The organism is Anaerotruncus sp. (genome assembly GCF_057433415.1).
The window spans coordinates 61,639-81,067 of sequence record NZ_DBMDHH010000003.1; the positions used below are offsets into that span (position 1 = coordinate 61,639).

At 64.8% G+C, this 19,429-nt stretch carries 17 protein-coding genes; all 17 read left to right on the plus strand.

Going from position 1 to position 19,429, the window contains the following annotated elements:
- Positions 1 to 40: 40 nt before the first annotated feature.
- The 17 genes from ACZO3G_RS01765 to secF all read left to right on the plus strand — a co-directional run bounded on the left by ACZO3G_RS01765 (position 41) and on the right by secF (position 19,389).
- Positions 41 to 811 carry a TIGR00282 family metallophosphoesterase gene (locus tag ACZO3G_RS01765; RefSeq protein WP_276870362.1) on the plus strand — a complete coding sequence of 257 codons (771 nt, stop codon included), beginning with the start codon at positions 41 to 43 and terminating at the stop codon, positions 809 to 811.
- 189 nt (positions 812 to 1,000) lie between these two features.
- Entirely contained in the window at positions 1,001 to 2,545 is a 1,545-nt protein-coding gene (locus tag ACZO3G_RS01770; protein ID WP_276870361.1) for an ABC transporter substrate-binding protein, read from the plus strand.
- Positions 2,546 to 2,605: 60 nt separating this feature from the next.
- Positions 2,606 to 2,962 carry an Asp23/Gls24 family envelope stress response protein gene (locus ACZO3G_RS01775; RefSeq protein WP_101551237.1) on the plus strand — a complete coding sequence of 119 codons (357 nt, stop codon included), beginning with the start codon at positions 2,606 to 2,608 and terminating at the stop codon, positions 2,960 to 2,962.
- A 36-nt stretch (positions 2,963 to 2,998) separates the two neighbouring features.
- Positions 2,999 to 4,660: a DAK2 domain-containing protein gene (locus ACZO3G_RS01780; protein WP_276870358.1), complete on the plus strand. Its 1,662-nt coding sequence runs from the start codon at positions 2,999 to 3,001 to the stop codon at positions 4,658 to 4,660.
- Between the two features lie 16 nt (positions 4,661 to 4,676).
- Positions 4,677 to 5,234 carry a biotin transporter BioY gene (locus tag ACZO3G_RS01785; RefSeq protein ID WP_276870356.1) on the plus strand — a complete coding sequence of 186 codons (558 nt, stop codon included), beginning with the start codon at positions 4,677 to 4,679 and terminating at the stop codon, positions 5,232 to 5,234.
- 103 nt (positions 5,235 to 5,337) lie between these two features.
- A complete protein-coding gene (locus ACZO3G_RS01790; RefSeq protein ID WP_277138541.1) occupies positions 5,338 to 6,480 on the plus strand; it encodes a DUF6070 family protein in 1,143 nt (380 codons plus the stop codon).
- 21 nt (positions 6,481 to 6,501) lie between these two features.
- A complete protein-coding gene (locus tag ACZO3G_RS01795; protein ID WP_146021710.1) occupies positions 6,502 to 7,062 on the plus strand; it encodes a hypothetical protein in 561 nt (186 codons plus the stop codon).
- 332 nt (positions 7,063 to 7,394) lie between these two features.
- Complete coding sequence (gene alaS, locus ACZO3G_RS01800) at positions 7,395 to 10,034, plus strand: alanine--tRNA ligase (protein WP_276870353.1); 2,640 nt, start codon at positions 7,395 to 7,397, stop codon at positions 10,032 to 10,034.
- 30 nt (positions 10,035 to 10,064) lie between these two features.
- A complete protein-coding gene (locus tag ACZO3G_RS01805) occupies positions 10,065 to 10,406 on the plus strand; it encodes a histidine triad nucleotide-binding protein (RefSeq protein ID WP_288234054.1) in 342 nt (113 codons plus the stop codon).
- Between the two features lie 242 nt (positions 10,407 to 10,648).
- Positions 10,649 to 11,026, plus strand: coding sequence for a fluoride efflux transporter CrcB (gene crcB / locus ACZO3G_RS01810; protein WP_276870349.1), 378 nt, complete (start codon positions 10,649 to 10,651; stop codon positions 11,024 to 11,026).
- Between the two features lie 136 nt (positions 11,027 to 11,162).
- Complete coding sequence (locus ACZO3G_RS01815) at positions 11,163 to 11,354, plus strand: hypothetical protein (RefSeq protein WP_276870348.1); 192 nt, start codon at positions 11,163 to 11,165, stop codon at positions 11,352 to 11,354.
- A 20-nt stretch (positions 11,355 to 11,374) separates the two neighbouring features.
- Positions 11,375 to 12,151 (plus strand): 4Fe-4S binding protein, encoded by a 777-nt coding sequence (locus ACZO3G_RS01820; protein ID WP_276870347.1) that lies wholly within the window; start codon positions 11,375 to 11,377, stop codon positions 12,149 to 12,151.
- 96 nt (positions 12,152 to 12,247) lie between these two features.
- A complete protein-coding gene (gene asnS, locus ACZO3G_RS01825) occupies positions 12,248 to 13,642 on the plus strand; it encodes an asparagine--tRNA ligase (RefSeq protein WP_276870345.1) in 1,395 nt (464 codons plus the stop codon).
- Positions 13,643 to 13,981: 339 nt separating this feature from the next.
- Positions 13,982 to 15,268, plus strand: coding sequence for an aspartate aminotransferase type Ic (locus ACZO3G_RS01830; protein ID WP_276870344.1), 1,287 nt, complete (start codon positions 13,982 to 13,984; stop codon positions 15,266 to 15,268).
- 123 nt (positions 15,269 to 15,391) lie between these two features.
- Positions 15,392 to 16,825, plus strand: a complete 1,434-nt coding sequence (gene purB / locus ACZO3G_RS01835; protein WP_121585905.1) for an adenylosuccinate lyase — start codon at positions 15,392 to 15,394, stop codon at positions 16,823 to 16,825.
- 285 nt (positions 16,826 to 17,110) lie between these two features.
- Positions 17,111 to 18,469, plus strand: coding sequence for a preprotein translocase subunit SecD (locus ACZO3G_RS01840; RefSeq protein WP_101551209.1), 1,359 nt, complete (start codon positions 17,111 to 17,113; stop codon positions 18,467 to 18,469).
- A complete protein-coding gene (gene secF, locus ACZO3G_RS01845; RefSeq protein ID WP_276870338.1) occupies positions 18,469 to 19,389 on the plus strand; it encodes a protein translocase subunit SecF in 921 nt (306 codons plus the stop codon). The genes ACZO3G_RS01840 and secF overlap by 1 nt, the downstream gene beginning before the upstream one ends.
- The last annotated feature ends 40 nt before the right edge of the window (positions 19,390 to 19,429 follow it).

A 19,429-nucleotide genomic window follows, 5' to 3' on the forward strand; every position in this document is an offset into this window, starting at 1 on the left:
GCCGCGCGCCCCTGCGGAATTTTCGCCGGATGGAGGCACTATGAACGTACTGTTTTTGGGGGACGTGGTGGGCCAGGCGGGCTGTGAAAAGGTCCGCCGCGAGCTGCCGCGGCTGAAAAAAGAGCTGTCCGCCGGGATCGTGGTCGCCAACGGGGAAAATTCCGCCGAGGGCAACGGGATCACCCCCTACAGCGCGCAGCACCTCTTTGCGAGCGGGGTGGACGTGCTCACGACGGGCAACCACGCGCTGCGCCGCCGCGACGTCTACGACCTGCTCGAGGAGGGGAACGGCATCGTGCGCCCCGCGAATTTCCATCCGTCCGCGCCGGGGAAGGGCTGGTTCCTCCACGACAATCCCGCCTTCCCGTTCGCGGTGGTGAACCTGCAGGGGCGCGTCTATATGGACCCGCCGCTCGCAAGTCCCTTCGACACGGCGGACGCGCTGCTCTCCAAAATCGACTGCACCAACATCCTCGTGGATTTCCACGCGGAGGCGACGGCGGAGATGCTCGCGCTCGGCCACTACCTCGACGGCCGGGTGTCGGCGGTGATCGGCACCCACACCCATGTGCAGACCGCCGACGAGCGCCTGCTGCCGCGGGGGACCGCCTACATCACCGACGCGGGGATGTGCGGCGGGAGGGACTCGATCCTTGGGGTGGAGAAGGAACGGGCGATCGAACGGCTGCGCACCGGGCTGCCGGTGCGCTTCCAGAACGACCCGGAACAGATCGAACTGTGCGGCGTGCTGCTCGTGTTCGGGAAGACGCCCGGGAAGGTCGAGCGGATTGAACGGGTCCGGGTCCCCTGACGAAGAATGGAAAACCGGATAAAAATCCCCCGCAGCCCTGCCGGCCGCGGGGGATTTTTCGTTTTTTACGAATGTTCACAAAGCTGCGTTGAAATTATACGGCCTATGGGGTATAATATTTAGGATTTACATGAAGCGGAATCCGTTGGGCGGCCGCAGGCCGCCGGGACGATGGCATGGGAGTGCGGGATGAAAAAACGGTTTTATGCGCTGCTGGCGGCGCTGGCGGTCCTTTTGGGCGGCTGCGCCCCCGTCGATTTGAGCGACCAGCAGCAGGTGGATATTACGGGCCAACTGCAGGAGTCCGCCCCGTCCGCGACGGAGGCGGAGGAATCCGCCGCGCCCGTCGAAGGCGAGGTGCGCGTGGCCTACGACCCCTCGGATTCCCTCAACCCCTATACGATGACCTCCCAGCTCAACCGGCAGCTCGTTCCGCTGCTCTACGACAGCCTCACCCGGCCCGACAAGACCTGGCGGCCGGAAAACCTGCTGGCGCGGGAGATCACGCAGACGGACGGCAAGCAGTACGTCGTGAAGCTGCGCGGGGACGCGCTCTTCTGGGACGGCACCCGCCTGGACGGCAAGGACGTCATCTACTCGTTCACGACTGCGGTCGCCTCCGACTCCAACTGGAAGCAGATGCTTCAGAACGTGTCGGGCTGCTCAGTCAACAGCGACGGCGACGTCGTCTTCCGGCTCTATTCCGCCGACGCGGATTTCCCTGCGCTGCTCTCCTTCCCAATCGTCAAGGAGGGCACGGCGGGGGAGGACTTTCCCGTCGGCGTCAGCAAGTATTACGTCTCGGGCACCTGGCGGCAGGGGGTCGTCCTCGAGCAGAACCCCCTCTACTGGCAGGAGGCGGGCAGCATCAAAAAGGTACTGCTGGTGGGGGTGTCCGACCCGGGCGCGCTCGGCTTCAGCCTGCGTACGGGGGATGTGGACCTCGTCTACTCCGACCTGAGCGACCCCGAGCTCTCGAACCTCTCCGCCCAGAGCGCGCCCGTATCCCTCAACAACCTCGTCTATATCGGGATCAACGGGAGCCGCGGCCTTCTGGCGGAGCCGGCCTTCCGGCAGGCGCTCTCGCTGGCGGTCAACCGCGACGAGCTGGTGCAGAAGGCGTACGTCTCCCGCGCGCGGGCGACGATGTACCCGCTGAACCCCGATTTCTACCGCATGGAGTCGATCGAGCTCTCCGCGCCGCGCGACCTGACCAGGGCCGGGGAGCTGCTCGATGAACTCGGGCTGCGGCAGAAGGACGACGACGGCTGGCGGCTGCGCTACGGCGCGCCCGTCACCCTGCGCCTGCTCGTCAACAGCGAGAACGCCGCGCGCACCGCGGCGGCCGCGCTGATCGCCGAGCAGCTCGCGCGGCTGGGGATCAGGGTGGAGGTCGTGTCCCAGTCGTTTTCCCAGTACCAGTCGAGCCTCGCCGGCTACAACTACGATCTCTATATCGGCGAGACGCGGCTGATGGACAACATGGATTTTTCCCTGCTCTTAAACGGCGGGGCCCTCGGCTACGCGGCCCCCTACAGCGAGTACCTGAGCGACCTGGCGCGCGCCTACCGCGCGACGGGGACCGGCGTGGGGACGCTCTGCGAGGCGTTCTCCGCCCAGACGCCCTTCATCCCGCTCGTCTTCCGGCAGGGGGCGGTCTCGTTCGAACGGGCCTTCCAGGCGGAAATCCTTGCAACGGAGCAGGATATTTTCTATAATATAATGGAATGGTAGAACTTTACCCCGCGTGATTTCGTAACATTGCGCTGGCAGATAGAATGGAGGTTTTTCGTTTTGATCAGCATCGAGAACCAATACGGCACGGTGGAGATCTCCCAGGAGTATTTTTCCAACCTGGTCGGGAAGGCGGCGTCCGAGTGCTTCGGCGTCGTGGGCATGGTCAGTTCCCCCGCGCAGGGGCTGCGCGCCGCCATCCGCGGCAAAAAGACCCCCGACGAGGGGGTGCGCGTGCGCACCTCGGGCGGCGGGCTCATCGTCGACCTGCACATCGTGGTCATCTACGGCATGAATATCGCGGCGGTCACCCGCAGCATCGTCAACCGGGTGCGCTATACGGTGGAGCAGGCCACCGGGCTCGAGGTGGCAAAGGTCAACGTCTTTGTCGACGCGATGAAAACCGAGAACGCATAACGGATGCAAAACTTCTGAGATGGGGGTCATAAGATCGTGATTACAGGACGGATGCTCAGGGATGCGTTTATCTCGGGAGCAAACAACATTTCCAACCAGCGGCAGGCGGTCGACGCGCTCAACGTCTTCCCGGTGCCGGACGGCGATACGGGAACCAATATGTCGATGTCCGCCTCGGCGGCCAGGCGGGAGCTCAAGCGGATCCCCGACGACGCGACCGTTTCCCGCGTGGCGGACGTGTGCGCCTCGGCGCTGCTGCGCGGCGCGCGCGGCAACTCGGGCGTCATCCTTTCGCTGCTCTTCCGCGGCTTCTCCCGCGGGCTCAAAAACGAGACCGAGGCGGACGCCGAGCACATCGTGCGCGCGCTGGAAAAGGGCGTGGAATCGGCCTATAAGGCGGTCATGAAGCCCACCGAGGGCACCATCCTTACCGTGGCGCGCGTCGCCGCGATGAGGGCGCGCGAGGAGCTCCACGCCGACACCACCACCGAGGAGATCTGGGACGTCATCCTCGAGGCCGGCAGGGAGGCGCTTGCCGAGACCCCCGAGCTGCTGCCGGTGCTCAAAAAGGCCGGCGTCGTCGACGCGGGAGGGCAGGGGCTGATCGTCGTCTTCGAGGGCATGGCCGAGGTCTTCCACGGCCGCCCGGGCGTCGAGCCGGGCGAGGAGAAGCCGGCAGACAGCGATTCGATCCATCCCGACCGCAACGCGGCGGGCGAATACGTGGGGGAGATCACCCACACCTACTGCACCGAGTTCCTCGTCAAAAAGACGGAAAACTCGATCGACCCGCAGGATCTGCGCGAGTTCCTCGAATCGATCGGCGACTGCGTGGTCGTGGTCGACGACGACGACATCATCAAATGCCACGTCCACACCGACCATCCCGGCCAGGCGCTGGAGAAGGCGGGGACGAACGGCGCGCAGCTCACCAGCCTCAAAATCGAGAACATGCGCGAGCAGTACGAGGCGCAGAAGGCGAGCATCGTGGAGCCGGAGAGCGACGCCGGCTTCAAATACGCGGCGGTCGACCCGTCGCGCGAATACGGCTTTGTTGCGGTCGCCGCGGGCGAAGGGGTGCAGAAGCTCTTCGAGGACCTCGGCGTCGACAACATCGTGAGCGGCGGCCAGACGATGAATCCGTCGACCGACGACATCCTCTCGGCGGTGCACGCGACCCCGGCCAAGACGGTCTTCGTGCTGCCCAACAACAAGAACATCATCATGGCCGCCGAGCAGGCGACCAAGCTGGCAGACCGCAGGGTGGTGGTGCTCCAGACCCGCACGATCCCGCAGGGCCTGTCGGCGATGCTCGCCTTCGACCCCGATGCCGACGCGACGGCCAACCAGCTCGCGATGCAGAAGGCGTTCGAGCGGGTCGGGACCGGCCAGGTGACATTCGCGGCGCGGGACAGCGACTTCGACGGCCACAAGATTAAGGAGGGCGAGCTGCTCGCGCTGGAAAACGGCAGGCTCGCCTTCACCGAGAAGGACCTCACCCGCGCGGTCGTGCGGCTGGCCAAGGCCCTCACCCACCGGGACAGCAGCTTCGTGACGCTGCTCTACGGCGAGGAGATCGAGGACGGGCTGGCCGAGAGCGTGCGCGAGGCGGTGGCCGACAAGCTGCCCGACGACGTCGAGGTCGCGCTCATCAAGGGCGGGCAGCCGGTTTACTACTTCATCATCTCGGTCGAATGACCCGGGGGCGTTCGTGATGCGGCATCAGAAAGTCACCCGGATGGTGCTCGCCGCGATGTTCGCGGCAATCACCGCCGTGGCCTCCCAGATCATTTTCCCGCTCGGCTTCACGCCGGTGCCCTTCTCCTGCGCGATGATCGCGATCTACCTGTGCGGGGCGCTGCTCGATCCGCGGACGGCCTTCCTTTCCCAACTCGCCTACCTGCTGGCCGGCGCGGCCGGCGCGCCGGTCTTCTCCTACTTTTCCGGCGGCCTGCACAAGCTCGCCGGGCCCACGGGGGGCTACCTCTTCGTCTATCCGCTCATGGCGCTGGCGGTTTCGGCCGTCACACGCCGCTGGGGGCGCGGCTTCTTCAAATACTGCGCCGCGATGACGATGGCGCTCGCACTCTGCTACGCGGTGGGAACCGCGTGGTTCATGTTTGTGTCGAACACCGGGCTCGCCGCCTCGCTGGTGGCCTGCGTGGCGCCCTTCGTTCCGATGGACGCCGTCAAGATCCTGCTTTCCGCGGCGCTCGCCAGCGCGCTTTCCCGCGCGCTCGGTAAGGCGCGGCTGCTCGGGACTGGCATATAAACGAAAGCCCATCCGGGGCGGGCGGAACGCCCGCCCCGTTTTCTGCGGTTTTGTCCCGTTCTTCCGCCGCGGATGGTTTGGTATGGTATGGAGGCGAAAGATGATGATGAATGGAAAGTCCCTGCGCGCGGTGTGCGCGCTGCTCTGCTGCCTGACGCTGGCGTCCTGCGGGAAGGCTCCCGCGCCCGCCGCGCCGGAATCCTCCGTGCCGCCCGCCGCTCCGGAATCCGTGAGCGTTCCCACGGAGGAAGCGCCCGCCGTGGATGAGGAGTTCGCCCGAGTGGTGGAGGCCGCCGCTCCGGCCGCCCAGGAGATTACGGCGGAGTACGGGGAGGTAATCGCGGCGTTCCCCGAGGCGGAACGGGAACGGCTGCTCACGGCGGTAACGGCGCTGGGCGTCCCCGCGAAGTTGTGGGACTACGGGAACAGCGAGCGCGGGATCGAGGGCTGGCAGGCAATTGCGGAGTTCTGCGAGGCCTTCCGGCGCGGCGAGGACGCCGAAACCGCCTGGTACTGGGTCGGCGCCGAAGAGGCCGCGCAGTACCGGATGACGGCGGCGGACGGGACGCTCTCCCGGGAATACCGGTGCTGGAAATTCGGGGACCCGTCGCCCTCGGCGGATTCCACGACGGTGGAGACGCTGTCCGGCGTCAAATTCCGGGAGGACGGCTGGATCGAATGGAGCCGTTCCCCGGACGAGCTCCCGGAGCAGGAGCGGATCGTCCCGCTGCCGAAGGAGCTTTGGGGTCTCTGCGAAAAATACGTCATGCCCGTCGCCGGGGACCACAGCAACGTGCTGACGCGCGACTGGGACGCGGAAAACCACGGCGACGTGTGGTGGGAATTCGTGTTCGTCTCGCTCTCGAGCAGCGTGGGGAAGGAGCTTTCCGATACCTATGAAGCGGTGGAGGACGCCTATGACACCTACGAGGTGCCCGCCGCCGACGTGGAAGGGCTGCTGACGGGATATTTCCCGGTCACCGCGGAGGAACTGCGGGCGCTGCCCAACTACCGCCCGGACACACAGACCTACCGGATGCAGTATTTCCAGGGAAGCGGTACCTTTGTGGGCGGGGACCTGGAAGTGACGGATAAAACCGATCACCCCGACGGCAGCATGACGCTGCGGGTCGACTGGGTTCGCCCGGACGACTGGTCGGGACGGTATTACCTGACCGTCCTGCCCGGAGAGGACGGAAGCTGGAACTATCTCGGCAACCGGGTGGAGCCGGGCGCCGGGGGATAGACGACGGTTTGGAGGATACGGATGAACAGGAGACGGGGAATGGCCGCGCTGGCGGCCCTGCTGGTCTGCTGCGGCTGCGCCGCACAGCCCGCGGACGCGGGGAGCGCGCTTTTCGCGACGGAGGACGGGCGGATGACCTTCACGTTCCCGGCGGGCTGGACGGCGGACGCCGAAAGCCGCGCCTTCGACCTCGTCTGCCGCGACGAGGCGCGGGAGCTCTCGGCGGGCGTGTTCTCCTACACGCGCGAGGGCGCGGCAATGCCGTTCGAGCCGTCCGAGGCGCTCGACTTCCACGTGGAGGACTTTTGCGCCCGGCTGGAGGACGCGGGGGAGCCGGGCGGAAAGGAGGAGCGCGCCGACGGGGGACACTCCTTTACGTCGGTGCTGTTAGAGGCGGGAGGAACCGCCTACTATTTCACGCTGATCGAATTTTCCGGCTACTCGGGGCGGTTCGCGGTGGCGGTGATGACCTGCCCGGCGGCGGCCTTCGAGGCGGAGCACGCCGGGTTCGACGCGATCGCCGCCTCGGCCGCGCTCGCGGAGGAGCCGCCGGGCCCCGCTCCGCGCGGGCAGGCCGCGTAAACCCGCTTCCCGCGCGTTTTTGCGGTTGACATCGGGCGCGCGGGAGGGTATACTACAAAGAGATAACGGCGAAGATGGGGTCAATCCGTGGATTCCGGCACAGAGAGGCGCGCGGCTGGTGGGAGCGCGCTGCGGAAGAGGCGGGCGCCGCCCCGGAGCCTTCCGGCGACGAGCCGGACGCAGGCGGGCGTTAACCGCAGCGAGCGGCGCGGGGGTTTCCCGCGCAATTTGGGTGGTACCGCGGAAGGCAGATGCTTTTCGTCCCAACTTTTGGGGCGAGGAGCATCTTTTTGTATTTCCGCCGGAAAAGGTTAAAGGAGCGATTGAAAACAATGGAATGGACCGGACTCAACGAACTGCGTGAAAAATTCCTCAGCTTTTTTGAGAGCAAGGGGCATCTGCGGCTGCCGAGCTTCCCGCTGATGCCGTCCGCCGACGAGGCGAGCCTGCTGCTCATCAACTCGGGCATGGCCCCGATGAAAAAGTGGTTCCTCGGCATTGAGGAGCCGCCGCGCCACCGGGTGACGACTTGCCAGAAGTGCATCCGCACCCCCGACATCGAGAATGTCGGCAAGACCTCCCGCCACGGCACCTATTTCGAGATGCTGGGCAACTTCTCCTTCGGCGACTACTTCAAGCACGAGGCGTGCGCGTGGGCGTGGGAGTTCATCACCAAGGAGCTCGACCTGCCGGTCGACCGCATCTGGGTGTCGGTCTACCTGGACGACGACGAGGCGGAGGAGATCTGGACCAAGGAGGTCGGCGTCGACCCGGCGCGCATCGTGCGGCTGGGCAAGGAGGACAACTTCTGGGAGATCGGCTCCGGTCCCTGCGGCCCCTGCTCGGAGATCTATTTCGACCGCGGCGAGCAGTACGGCTGCGGCAAGCCCGACTGCGCCCCCGGCTGCGACTGCGACCGCTACGTCGAGTTCTGGAACCTCGTCTTCTCCCAGTTCAACGGCGACGGCGAGGGCCACTATGAGAAGATGGAGCACCCGAACATCGACACCGGCATGGGCCTCGAGCGCCTCGCCTGCATCATGCAGGGGGTGGACAACCTCTTCGAGGTCGACACGGTGCAGAATATCTTAAAGCACGTCGCGCGCATCGCGGACGTCGAGTACCACAAGGACGCCAAAACCGACGTGTCGCTGCGCGTCATCACCGACCACATCCGTTCCACCACCTTTATGGTGAGCGACGGCATCCTCCCGCAGAACGAGGGCCGTGGCTATGTGCTGCGCCGTCTGCTGCGCCGCGCGGCGCGCCACGGTCGCCTGCTCGGCATCAACGAGCCCTTCCTCTACAAGGTCTGCGAAACGGTCATCGGGGAGAACGCGAACGCCTATCCCGAGCTGGTCGAGCACAAGGACTACATCGTCAAGGTCATCAAGGTCGAGGAGGAGCGTTTCGCCCGCACGATCGACCAGGGCATGGAGCTGCTCGGCAGCTTCATCGACAAGATCGATTCCCAGATGGACCGGAAGGTCATGAAGGGCGCGGACGCCTTCAAGCTCTACGACACCTACGGCTTCCCGGTCGACCTCATCCGCGAGATCCTTTCCGAGCGGCACATCGAGCTGGACGAGGCGGAGTTCGACCGCCAGATGCAGGCGCAGAAGCAGCGCGCCCGCGAGGCGCGCGCCGCGCTGGGCGATCTCGGCTGGGAGGAGGACGTGCTCGCGGACCTCGGCGCGCCGGGGAAATTTGTCGGCTACACCGAGAACACCGCCGAGGCGAGGATCGTCGCGCTCGTGAAGGACAACCGGCGCGTCGACGAGCTGCACGACGGCGAGCTGGGCTCGGTCGTCCTCGACGTGACCCCCTTCTACGCCGAGAGCGGCGGCCAGGCGGGCGACAGCGGCTTTATCAAGGCTGGCGGGAACGCCTTCAACGTCTACGACTGCAAAAAGTCCAAGGGCGGGCATTTCGTCCATGTGGGCGAACTGACGGTCGGGACCCTCGCCGTGGGCGACCGGGTGACTGCGGCCATCAACACTGACCGCCGCCGCGACATCATGCGCAACCACACCGCCTGCCACCTGCTTCAGGCGGCGCTGCGGCAGGTGCTGGGCGACCACGTGCACCAGGCGGGCGCCTTCTATGACGACAGCGTCTGCCGGTTCGACTTCAGCCACTTCTCGGCGGTTACGCCGGAGGAGCTCAAAAAGGTCGAGGAGATCGTCAACCGGATGATCCTCGCGGCGGTCGACGTGCACGTCGACGAGATGCCGATCGAGGAGGCCAAGAAGCTGGGCGCGATGGCCCTCTTCGGGGAAAAATACGGCGACGTTGTGCGCGTGTGCGACATTCCGGGCGAATCGACCGAGTTCTGCGGCGGCACCCATCTGGAGAACACCGCGCTGGTCGGGCTCTTCAAGATCGTGAAGGAGTCGTCGGTCGCGGCGGGCGTACGCCGCATCGAGGCGGTCACCGGCAAGAACCTGCTGCGCTATTTTAGCGAGCAGGAGGCGCTGCTCGAGCAGGCGGCGGCGGCCGTCAAGGCGAGCCCCGCCGAGCTGCCGGCGCGCGTCGAGGCGCTGAACGGCGAAATGAAGGAGCTGCGCCGCAAGCTGGAGGGCGCGGAAGGCAAGCTGGCGGAGGCGCAGCTCGGCAACGTGCTGGAAAACTCCCAGATCGTCGGCGGCGTGCGGGTCGCGTCGGTCGCGATGACCGGCGCGAAGATCGAGGCGCTGCGCACGATGGGCGACCGGGTGCGCGAGAAGTTCTCCGACATTGTCTGCGCCTTCTCCACCACCAACGACGGCAAGGCGTCCATTCTCGTAGTCTGCGGTAAGCAGGCGGTCGAGAAGGGCGCGCACGCCGGCAAGATCGTCAAGGACCTCGCCGCCCTCTGCGGCGGCAGCGGCGGCGGCCGTCCCGACAGCGCGCAGGGCGGCACGTCGGAGATCTTCCGCGTCGACGAGGCGATGGCCCAGCTGACCTCCATCGTGAGCAGGCTGGTCGAATAAACATGCACCATACGGGAAGGAGGGCATACCATGAGCGACTGCATCTTCTGCAAGATCATCGCGGGCGAAATCCCCAGCAGGAAAATCTATGAGGATGAGCGCTGCTACGCGTTCCACGACATCGACCCCAAGGCGCCGGTGCACTTCCTCGTGATTCCCAAGGAGCACATCACCGGCGCGAACCGGATCACCGAGGAGAACGCGTCTCTTGTCGGACACATCTTCGCGGTGATCGCGAAGGTCGCCGCCGAGCTCGGCGCGGGCGACGACTACCGCGTCGTCACCAACTGCGGCCCCAAGGCTGGCCAGACGGTCGGCCACCTGCATTTCCACGTGCTGGCGGGCCGCGACATGACCTGGCCTCCGGGCTAAAGGCGCATGGCGCTTTGGCGTCCCGACCAAAGCGCCCCCGCTCGCGGGACTGCTCGGCGCGCCGCCTTCGCGGCGCGCCGAAGCGCGCTTCGCGCGACGCCCGCTCGATGCGCCTCACGGGGAGGGGCGGGCCGCCCCTCCCCGTGTGCCCCACCCCGGCGGGGCGCCCTTTGCGCGCACCTGCCCTCCGAATGGAGGGCAGGTGCGCGTGCGTCTATTTTTTCGCGGAAGGAAGGAGCGGCATGGGAAATCTTCTGGCCGTCGGCTGCGGCGGCTTTTTGGGCGCGTCGGCGCGCTACCTCGTCTCGCTGGCGGCGGGGCGGCTCGATACCCGGGGCTTCCCGCTGGGGACCTTCGCGGTCAATTTGGCCGGGGCGTTCCTGATCGGATTCCTGTCGGAGCTGCTCGCGCGTGTCTGTCCCGACCGGAACCGGCTGCGCCTCTTCTTGACGACGGGCGTTATGGGCGGCTTCACGACCTTTTCCACCTTCAGCCTTGAGACGGTGAACCTCTTCCAGGCGGGCCGGCCGTGGCTGGCGGCGGCAAACGTCCTGCTGAGCGTGGTTTTCTGCCTCGCGGGCGCGGCGGCGGGGAAGCTCTGCGCGGCGCGGGCGGCGTAAAGAGAAACGGAGCGGCGGTTGCCGCTCCAAACGCAACCTCTGTTTGCAGAAACAGCGAAAACCCAACGGAATACCGACGACATATCATTGGCAATTGTGCTATCCTGATAGCACAATGCGTGAAGAGGTGGTTGCCGTGCCGTTGGAGATTCATGGTGTGCGGAGGGACCCGTCGGTCTATCGGTCGATCGATCTGGCGGAGCGGCTTATCGAGGCAGTGGAACGCATCGCATGGCGGGAGAACGTGAGCGTCAACCGCGTAATCGTCAGCATGATCGCGTTCGGCGTAGAGGAACTGGAAAGGGCGGAGGAACCGCTAAGACCGTAAAGAAAGTGGAGGTACATATTATGGAGATCACCAAATTGACGGCGTTCATTTTCAGTCCCACGGGCACGACGGCGGCGGTCGCGAAGCCGCTGGCAGAGGCGCTTCTGCCCGGCGCGCGCATCGTCGACCTGACCTGCGCGGACGCGGAGGAGGAGCGCTTCGGCCCGGACGAGCTCGTCCTCTTCGCCGCGCCGGTCTACGGCGGGCGGATTCCCGCGCCTGCGGCGAAGAGGTTCGCGCGGATGAAGGGGGAGGGCACCCCTGCGCTGCTCGTCGCGGTCTACGGCAACCGGGACTACGACGACGCGCTGCTCGAGCTCTGCGATCTCGCGGAGGAAAACGGCTTTCGCCCGGCGGGGGCGGGGGCCTTCCTCGCCGAGCACTCGATCTTCCGTTCGGTCGCGCGCGGCCGTCCCGACGCGGCGGATTTGGAGGCGGTCCGGACGTTCGCCGGACTGGCGAGGGAGAAGCTCGCCCGGGCGGCGGGGGCGGGGGAATTCGGCCCGCTTGCCGTCAAGGGGAACCGGCCCTACCGGGAATTTTCCGGCGTGCCGCTCAAGCCCCAGGCGGACAGAAAGTGCGTCAAATGCGGCGCCTGCGCCGAAAACTGCCCCGCCGGGGCGATCCCGGCGGACGACCCCTCCAAAACGGACAACAGCCGCTGCATCTCCTGCATGCGGTGCGTCAAGATCTGCCCGGCGGGGGCGCGCAGGGTGAACGGCCTCATGCTGTCGGTGGCGGAAAAGCCGTTCGCGAAGAAAAACAGCCCGCGCCGGGAACCCGAGTGGGTCCTCTGAACGGGACGGTTCCGTTTGGATTGGTTTTTTATTGCAAATCCGGGGCATCCTGTGGTATATTAGTGGAGTGAATATCATCTGGAAAGAGGTAGTATTGTGAAACGGACAGAGATCAAACAGCTCTTCTCCGCGCCGCAGGATTTCGACGGCGCAGAGACGACCGTCTGCGGCTGGGTACGCACCATCCGCGATTCCAAGGCGATCGGCTTTATCGAACTCAACGACGGCTCCGCCTTCAAGAATTTGCAGGTCATCCTCGAGCAGGGGAGCCTTTCGAACTTCTCCGAGATCGTGAAGCTCAATGTGGGCAGCGCGATCACCGTGCACGGGCGGGTGGTGCTGACTCCCGAGGCCAAGCAGCCGCTGGAGATCCACGCGGAATCAGTGGAGGTTGAGGGCCTTTCCACGCCCGACTATCCGCTCCAGAAGAAGCGCCATTCGCTCGAATTCCTCCGCTCGATCGCCCATCTGCGCCCCCGCACCAACACCTTTGAGGCGGTGTTCCGGGTGCGTTCGGTGGCGGCGTTCGCAATCCATAAATTCTTCAACGAGCGCGGCTTCGTCTACGCGCACACCCCCCTGATCACCGGCAGCGACTGCGAGGGCGCGGGGGAGATGTTCCGCGTGACCACCCTCGACCCGAAGGACCCGCCCCTCACCGAGGACGGCAAGGTCGACTACTCGCAGGACTTCTTCGGCAAGCAGACGAGCCTGACCGTCTCCGGCCAGCTTGAGGGCGAGTGCATGGCGATGGCGTTCGGCAAGATCTACACCTTCGGCCCGACCTTCCGCGCCGAGAATTCCAACACCCCCCGCCACGCGGCGGAGTTCTGGATGATCGAGCCGGAGATCGCGTTTGCCGACCTCGAGGACAACATGCAGCTCGAGGAGGAGATGATCAAATACGTCCTGTCCTACGTGCTGGAGCAGTGCCCGCAGGAGATGGCGTTCTTCAACAGCTTCTACGACAAGGGCCTCATCGAGCGTCTGGAGGGAATCGTGTCGTCCGATTTTGGCCGCGTCACCTACACCGAGGCGGTCGCGCTGCTGGAAAAGGTCAAGGACCGCTTCCAGTACCCCGTCTACTGGGGCTGCGACCTGCAAACCGAGCACGAGCGCTACCTCACCGAGGAAATCATGAAGCGCCCGGTGTTCGTCACTGACTACCCCAAGGAGATCAAGGCGTTCTACATGCGCCTCAACGACGACGGCAAGACGGTCGCGGCGGTCGACCTGCTGGTGCCGGGCATCGGGGAGATCATCGGCGGCAGCCAGCGTGAGGAGCGGCTCGACGTGCTGCTTTCCCGCATGAAGGAGCTCGACCTGCGCGAGGAGGACTACCACTGGTACCTCGACCTGCGCCGGTTCGGCGGCACGAAGCACGCGGGCTACGGCCTCGGCTTCGACCGACTCATCATGTATATCACCGGCGTTTCCAACATCCGCGACGTGCTGCCATTCCCGCGCACGACCGGTTCGGCGGAGTATTAAAAAGAACACGGATCCGCCGCGGGCACTGGCCCGCGGCGGATTTTTTCTGCGTACGGGTGCGGGAAACGATGCAGCTTGTCCGGAAAATCCTGTGCCGATCGACCAGATTTCCCCTGTTTACGGGGGCCTGTTTTGGTGCGGAATCATGAATTTTGCAGGATTCAAAAATTCATCTTGCAAAACGGGCGAAATTGGCATATACTATAGCATAGGGTCCAAACGGCGGGAAAGCCGCGCGGGCGTATGACAAACTTTCCATTACATATGATATAGGCGGGTGTTTTGACAATGATGGCAAATGAACGCGGGGTTTCCCGCGAGGCGCAGGAGGTAGCGGTGATGTCAGGATATGCGGAGCTTTCCCGTGAGGAGCTCGAGGCGCTGCACGGGGAGCTGCTCGGGCGGTACGAGGCGTTCAAGGCGAAGGGGCTGAGGCTCGACATGTCGCGCGGCAAGCCGGCCGCCGACCAGTTCGACCTGGTTTCCGGGCTGCTTGACACGGTGACCTCCCAGTCGTCCACCAGGGCGGAGGACGGGGCGGACTGCCGCAACTACGGCGATTTCGACGGCATCCCCGAGTGCAAGAAGATTTTCTGCGACATGCTCGGCGTCGCGCCGGAGGAGCTTTTCGTCTGCGGCAACTCAAGCCTGTCGGTCATGTACGACGCGATCGGCAAGATGATGCTGCTCGGCGTGCGCCCGGGCGCGAAGCCGTGGCGCTATCTCGACAAGGTGAAATTCCTCTGCCCGGCGCCCGGCTACGACCGCCATTTTGCAATTACCGAGCTCTACGGCATCGAAATGATTCCCATCGAGATGACCCCCGACGGCCCGGACATGGACACGGTCGAGCGCCTGGTGGGCTCCGACCCGTCGATCAAGGGCATCTGGTGCGTGCCGAAGTACTCCAACCCGCAGGGCATCACCTATTCCGACGAGACGGTGCGCCGGTTCGCGCGGATGAAGACCGCCGCGGACGATTTCATGATCATGTGGGATAACGCCTACGCGGTCCATGACCTCTATCCCGACCGCCGCGACACGCTGCTCAACATCCTCGACGAGTGCAAGAAGGCGGGCGATCCCGACCGGGTCATGATCTTCGCCTCCACCTCGAAAATCTCCTATGCGGGCGCGGGCATCGCGGTGTTCGCCTGCTCGGAGGCCGTCATGAAGCGGATGAAGGAGCTGCTCTCCTTCCAGACGATCGGCTTTGACAAGCTCAACATGCTGCGCCACGCGCGGTACTTCGGGGACCTCGACGGCGTCATGCGCCACATGGATAAGCAGGCGGAGCTCCTGCGGCCCAAGTTTGCGGCGGTGCTCGACGCATTCGACCGGGAACTCGCGGGCAAGGGGATCGCCGAATGGCTCGCCCCCAACGGCGGCTATTTCATCTCGCTCGACGTGATGGACGGCTGCGCCAGGCGGGTGGTCCGGCTCTGCAAGGAGGCGGGGGTCGTGCTGACGGGCGCGGGCGCCACCTATCCCTACAAGAAGGACCCGCGCGACCGCAACATCCGCGTCGCGCCGACCTACCCGACCGTCCCCGAGCTCGAACAGGCGGTCGAGCTGCTCTGCATCAGTGTGCAGCTCGCGGCGGTGGAAAAGCTGCTGGCCGCGTAAAAGGGGAAAAATTTACAGAAAATGCGGGCGGGCAATTGTTTCAATTGCCCGCCCTGTGTTATACTAATCACATTGCATCATCCCGGCAGGGACGGAATCAGAAACCGGAGAGGAAGGACAAAGATGGCCCACGACAGATACGAAAGCCCCTTTTGCACCCGTTACGCGAGCGATGAAATGCAATACGTTTTTTCCGCCGACCACAAGTTCAAAACCTGGCGGAAGCTGTGGATCGCCCTGGCCAGGGCGGAGCAAAGGCAGGGCCTCCCGATCACCGACGCGCAGATCGCCGAGCTGGAGGCCCACGCGGACGACATCAACTACGACGTCGCCGAGGCGCGGGAGAAGGAGGTCCGTCACGATGTGATGAGCCACGTCTACGCCTACGGGGTGCAGTGCCCCTCGGCGAAGGGGATCATCCACCTGGGCGCGACGAGCTGCTACGTCGGCGACAACACCGACGTGATCGTCATGCGGGAGGGCCTGCGGATCATCCGCCGCAAGCTCCTCAACGTCGTTTCGCTGCTGGCGGATTTCGCGGACCGCTACAAGGACATGCCCGCGCTCGCCTACACCCATTTGCAGCCCGCGCAGCTCACCACCGTCGGCAAGCGCGCGACCCTCTGGCTCAACGAGCTGATGCTCGACTACGGGGAGCTCGAGCACCGCATCGCCTCCCTGAAGCTGCTGGGCAGCAAGGGTACCACCGGCACCCAGGCGAGCTTCGTCGAGCTCTTCGACGGGGACAGCGCGAAGATCCGGGCGGTCGAGGAGGACATCGCGCGGGAGATGGGCTTTGACGCGGTCGTGCCCGTCTCGGGGCAGACCTACTCGCGCAAGGTGGACAGCATGGTGGTCGGCGTCCTCGCGGGCATCGCCCAGAGCGCGAGCAAGTTCTCCAACGACCTGCGCATCCTCCAGAACTTCAAGGAGATGGAGGAGCCGTTCGAGGCCCACCAGATCGGCTCGTCGGCGATGCCCTACAAGCGCAACCCGATGCGCAGCGAGCGGATCACAGCGCTCGCGCGCTATGTGATGACCGACTCCCTCAACCCGGCGTTCACCGCCGCGACCCAGTGGTTCGAGCGCACCCTCGACGACAGCGCCAACAAGCGGGTCGCCGTGGCGGAGGCGTTCCTCGCCACCGACGCGATTTTGGGGATCATGCTCAACGTCTGCGACGGGCTGGTCGTCTATCCCAAGGTGGTGCGCCAGCGGGTGATGAAGGAGCTGCCCTTCATGGCGACCGAAAACATCATGATGGACGCGGTGCGCCGCGGCGGCGACCGGCAGGAGCTGCACGAGCGGCTGCGGGAGCACTCGATGGCGGCCGCGCGGCACGTCAAGGAGGAGGGCGGCGACAACGACCTGATCGAGCGCGTCTGCGCCGACCCGGCGTTCGGGCTCCGGAGGGAAGAGGTCGACGCGATCCTCGACCCGGCCCGCTTTACCGGCCGCAGCGCCGAGCAGGTGGAGGAATACCTGCGCGATGTGGTGAACCCGGTGCTCGAGGCGAACCGCTCCCTGCTCGGCGAGCGGGCGCAGCTTTCGGTATAATCCGCGCCCGCGCGGCAAAAACCGATTGACTTTTCCGTTCATATCCAATATAATTAAAAAAGTGCCGCATTGCGGCCGGGCGCGTCCCGGCGGATGTTTGGCATGGCCGGAAACCCGGGGGAAAGCCCGGCGGGGCGGGCAGTTTCAGGCCGCGGAGGATGCGCGGCGTGAAGTTGTCCGGGCCGCCGTGCGGACGGCCGGGGGAGGCCAGAGGAAAACCACGGGCAGCCGCGCAGCGGCTGCCGGCTGTTTTTGCAGTTGTGGTTTTGCAAGGAGGACAAGCAGATGAAAAAGGTTGGAAAACCGGTGTTCTTTGTCGTACTGATATTGATCGCCGCGTTTACCGCGCTGTCGTTCTTCGGCGTGTCGACCGCCTACGGGGATAACACCCACACCTACATCAAAGGTGTGGACGATATCCGCTGGGGCATCGACATCCGCGGCGGCGTGGACGTCACATTTACCCCGCCCGCGGACTATGACGCCTCTCCCGAGGAGATGGCGGCCGCGGAATCCATTATCAAGGTCCGTATGGTCTCCCAGAACATCACCGACTACGAGACCTATGTGGACGACAGCAAGGACCGCATCATCGTCCGTTTCCCCTGGAAGCAGGGCGAGTCGGACTTCAACCCCGAGCAGGCGGTCAAGGAGCTCGGTGAAACCGCGCTGCTGACCTTCCGCGAGGGCAACGAGTACACCGGCCCCGTGGTCATCGAGGGCAAGCACGTCACCTCGGCGCGCGCCGTCCTCAACTCCCAGACCAACGAGCCGATGGTCGAACTGAACCTCAACACCGAGGGCGCCCAGCTCTTCTCCGAGGCGACCGGCCGCCTGGTCGGGCAGCCGATCTCCATCTGGATGGACGAGAACCGCATCAGCTCGGCGACCGTCAAGACCCAGATCCCCAACGGCGTGGCCACCATTTCGGGCGGCTTCGACGTCAAGGGCGCGCAGGACCTCGCTGAAAAGATCAATGCCGGCGCGCTGCCCTTCAAGCTCGAGACCGAGAACTTCTCCTCGATCTCCCCGACGCTCGGCCTCGGCGCGCGTGACGCGATGGTCACCGCGGGCGTGATCGCCTTCATCCTGGTCGCGCTCTTCATCATCCTGATCTACCGCATGAGCGGCGTGGTCGCCACGATCGCGCTGGTCGGCCAGGTGGCGGGCATGATCGCCTGCCTCACCGGCTTCTTCGCGCCGTTCCCCTCCTTTACGCTCACCCTGCCGGGCATCGCCGGTATCATCCTCTCGATCGGCATGGGCGTCGACGCGAACGTCATCACCTCCGAGCGCATCAAGGAAGAGCTCCGCAACGGCAAGACGCTGGACGGCGCGATCGATTCGGGCTTCCAGCGCACCTTCGCGGCCATCTTCGACGGCAACATCACGATGGTGCTCGTCGCGATCATCCTGATGGGCGCGTTCGGACCGCCGAGCTCGATCTTCGGCACCATCTTCAGCCCCATCTTCCGCTGGTTCGGCGCCTCCGCCACCGGCGCGATCTACTCCTTCGGCTATACGCTGATCGTCGGCGTCATCTTCAACTTCATCATGGGCGTCACCGCTTCCCGCCTGATGCTCAAGTCGATCTCCAAATTCAAGCCCTTTAAAAAGGCGTGGCTGTATGGAGGTGACAAATAATGAAACAGATTGATATTGTCGGACGCAGAAAGATTTGGTTCACAATTTCGATTGTCCTGATTGTCATCGCCATCCTGGCCTCCTTCTTCCCCGGCGTGAAGCTGGACATCCAGTTCAGCGGCGGCACGATCGTCACTTACTCCTTTAACGGCGACCTCGACAAGGGCGAGTTCCAGAGCTCCATCGAAAACTCGCTGGGCCAGAAGGTCTCGCTGCGGGAGCAGAACGACGTCAACACCGGCGCCACCAACTACGTGATTACCCTCAACTCCAAGTCGGGCGTCACGCCGGACCAGCAGATCGCGGTCAACACGGCGCTCAACGAGAAGTTCCCCGGCGCGGACATCCAGACCGCCAGCATCAGCAACGTCGACCCGTCGATCGGGCGCGACTTCCTGCTCAAATCGGTGGTCGCGGTCGCCGTGGCCTCCATCCTGATGATCGTCTATATCGCTTTCCGGTTCCGCAAGATGAACGGCTGGTCGGCGGGCGTCATCGCGGTGGCTGCGCTCGTCCACGACCTGATCATCGCCTACGGCGCGTTCGTCGTCTGCGGCTTCCCGCTCAACGACAGCTTCATCGCGGTCATGCTGACCATCCTGGGTTACTCGATCAACAACACGATCATCGTCTACGACCGCATCCGTGAGAACCGCAGGCTGCTGCCGGTCAAGACCTCCTACAAGGACCTGGTCAACATTTCGGTCAACCAGTCGATGTCCCGTTCGATCAACACCACTGTTTCGACCGTCATCGCGGTCGGCTGCGTGTGCGTGATGTCGCTCGTCTATAACGTCAGCTCGATCCTGACCTTCTCCTTCCCGCTTCTGGTGGGCATGTTCGCCGGATTCTTCTCCTCGATGTTCATTTCCGGCTCCCTCTGGACGCTCTGGCAGGAGCACAAGCTCGCGAAAAAGTAAGGCTGGGCCATTCTTGGGCCGCCGGCACTGCCGGCGGCCC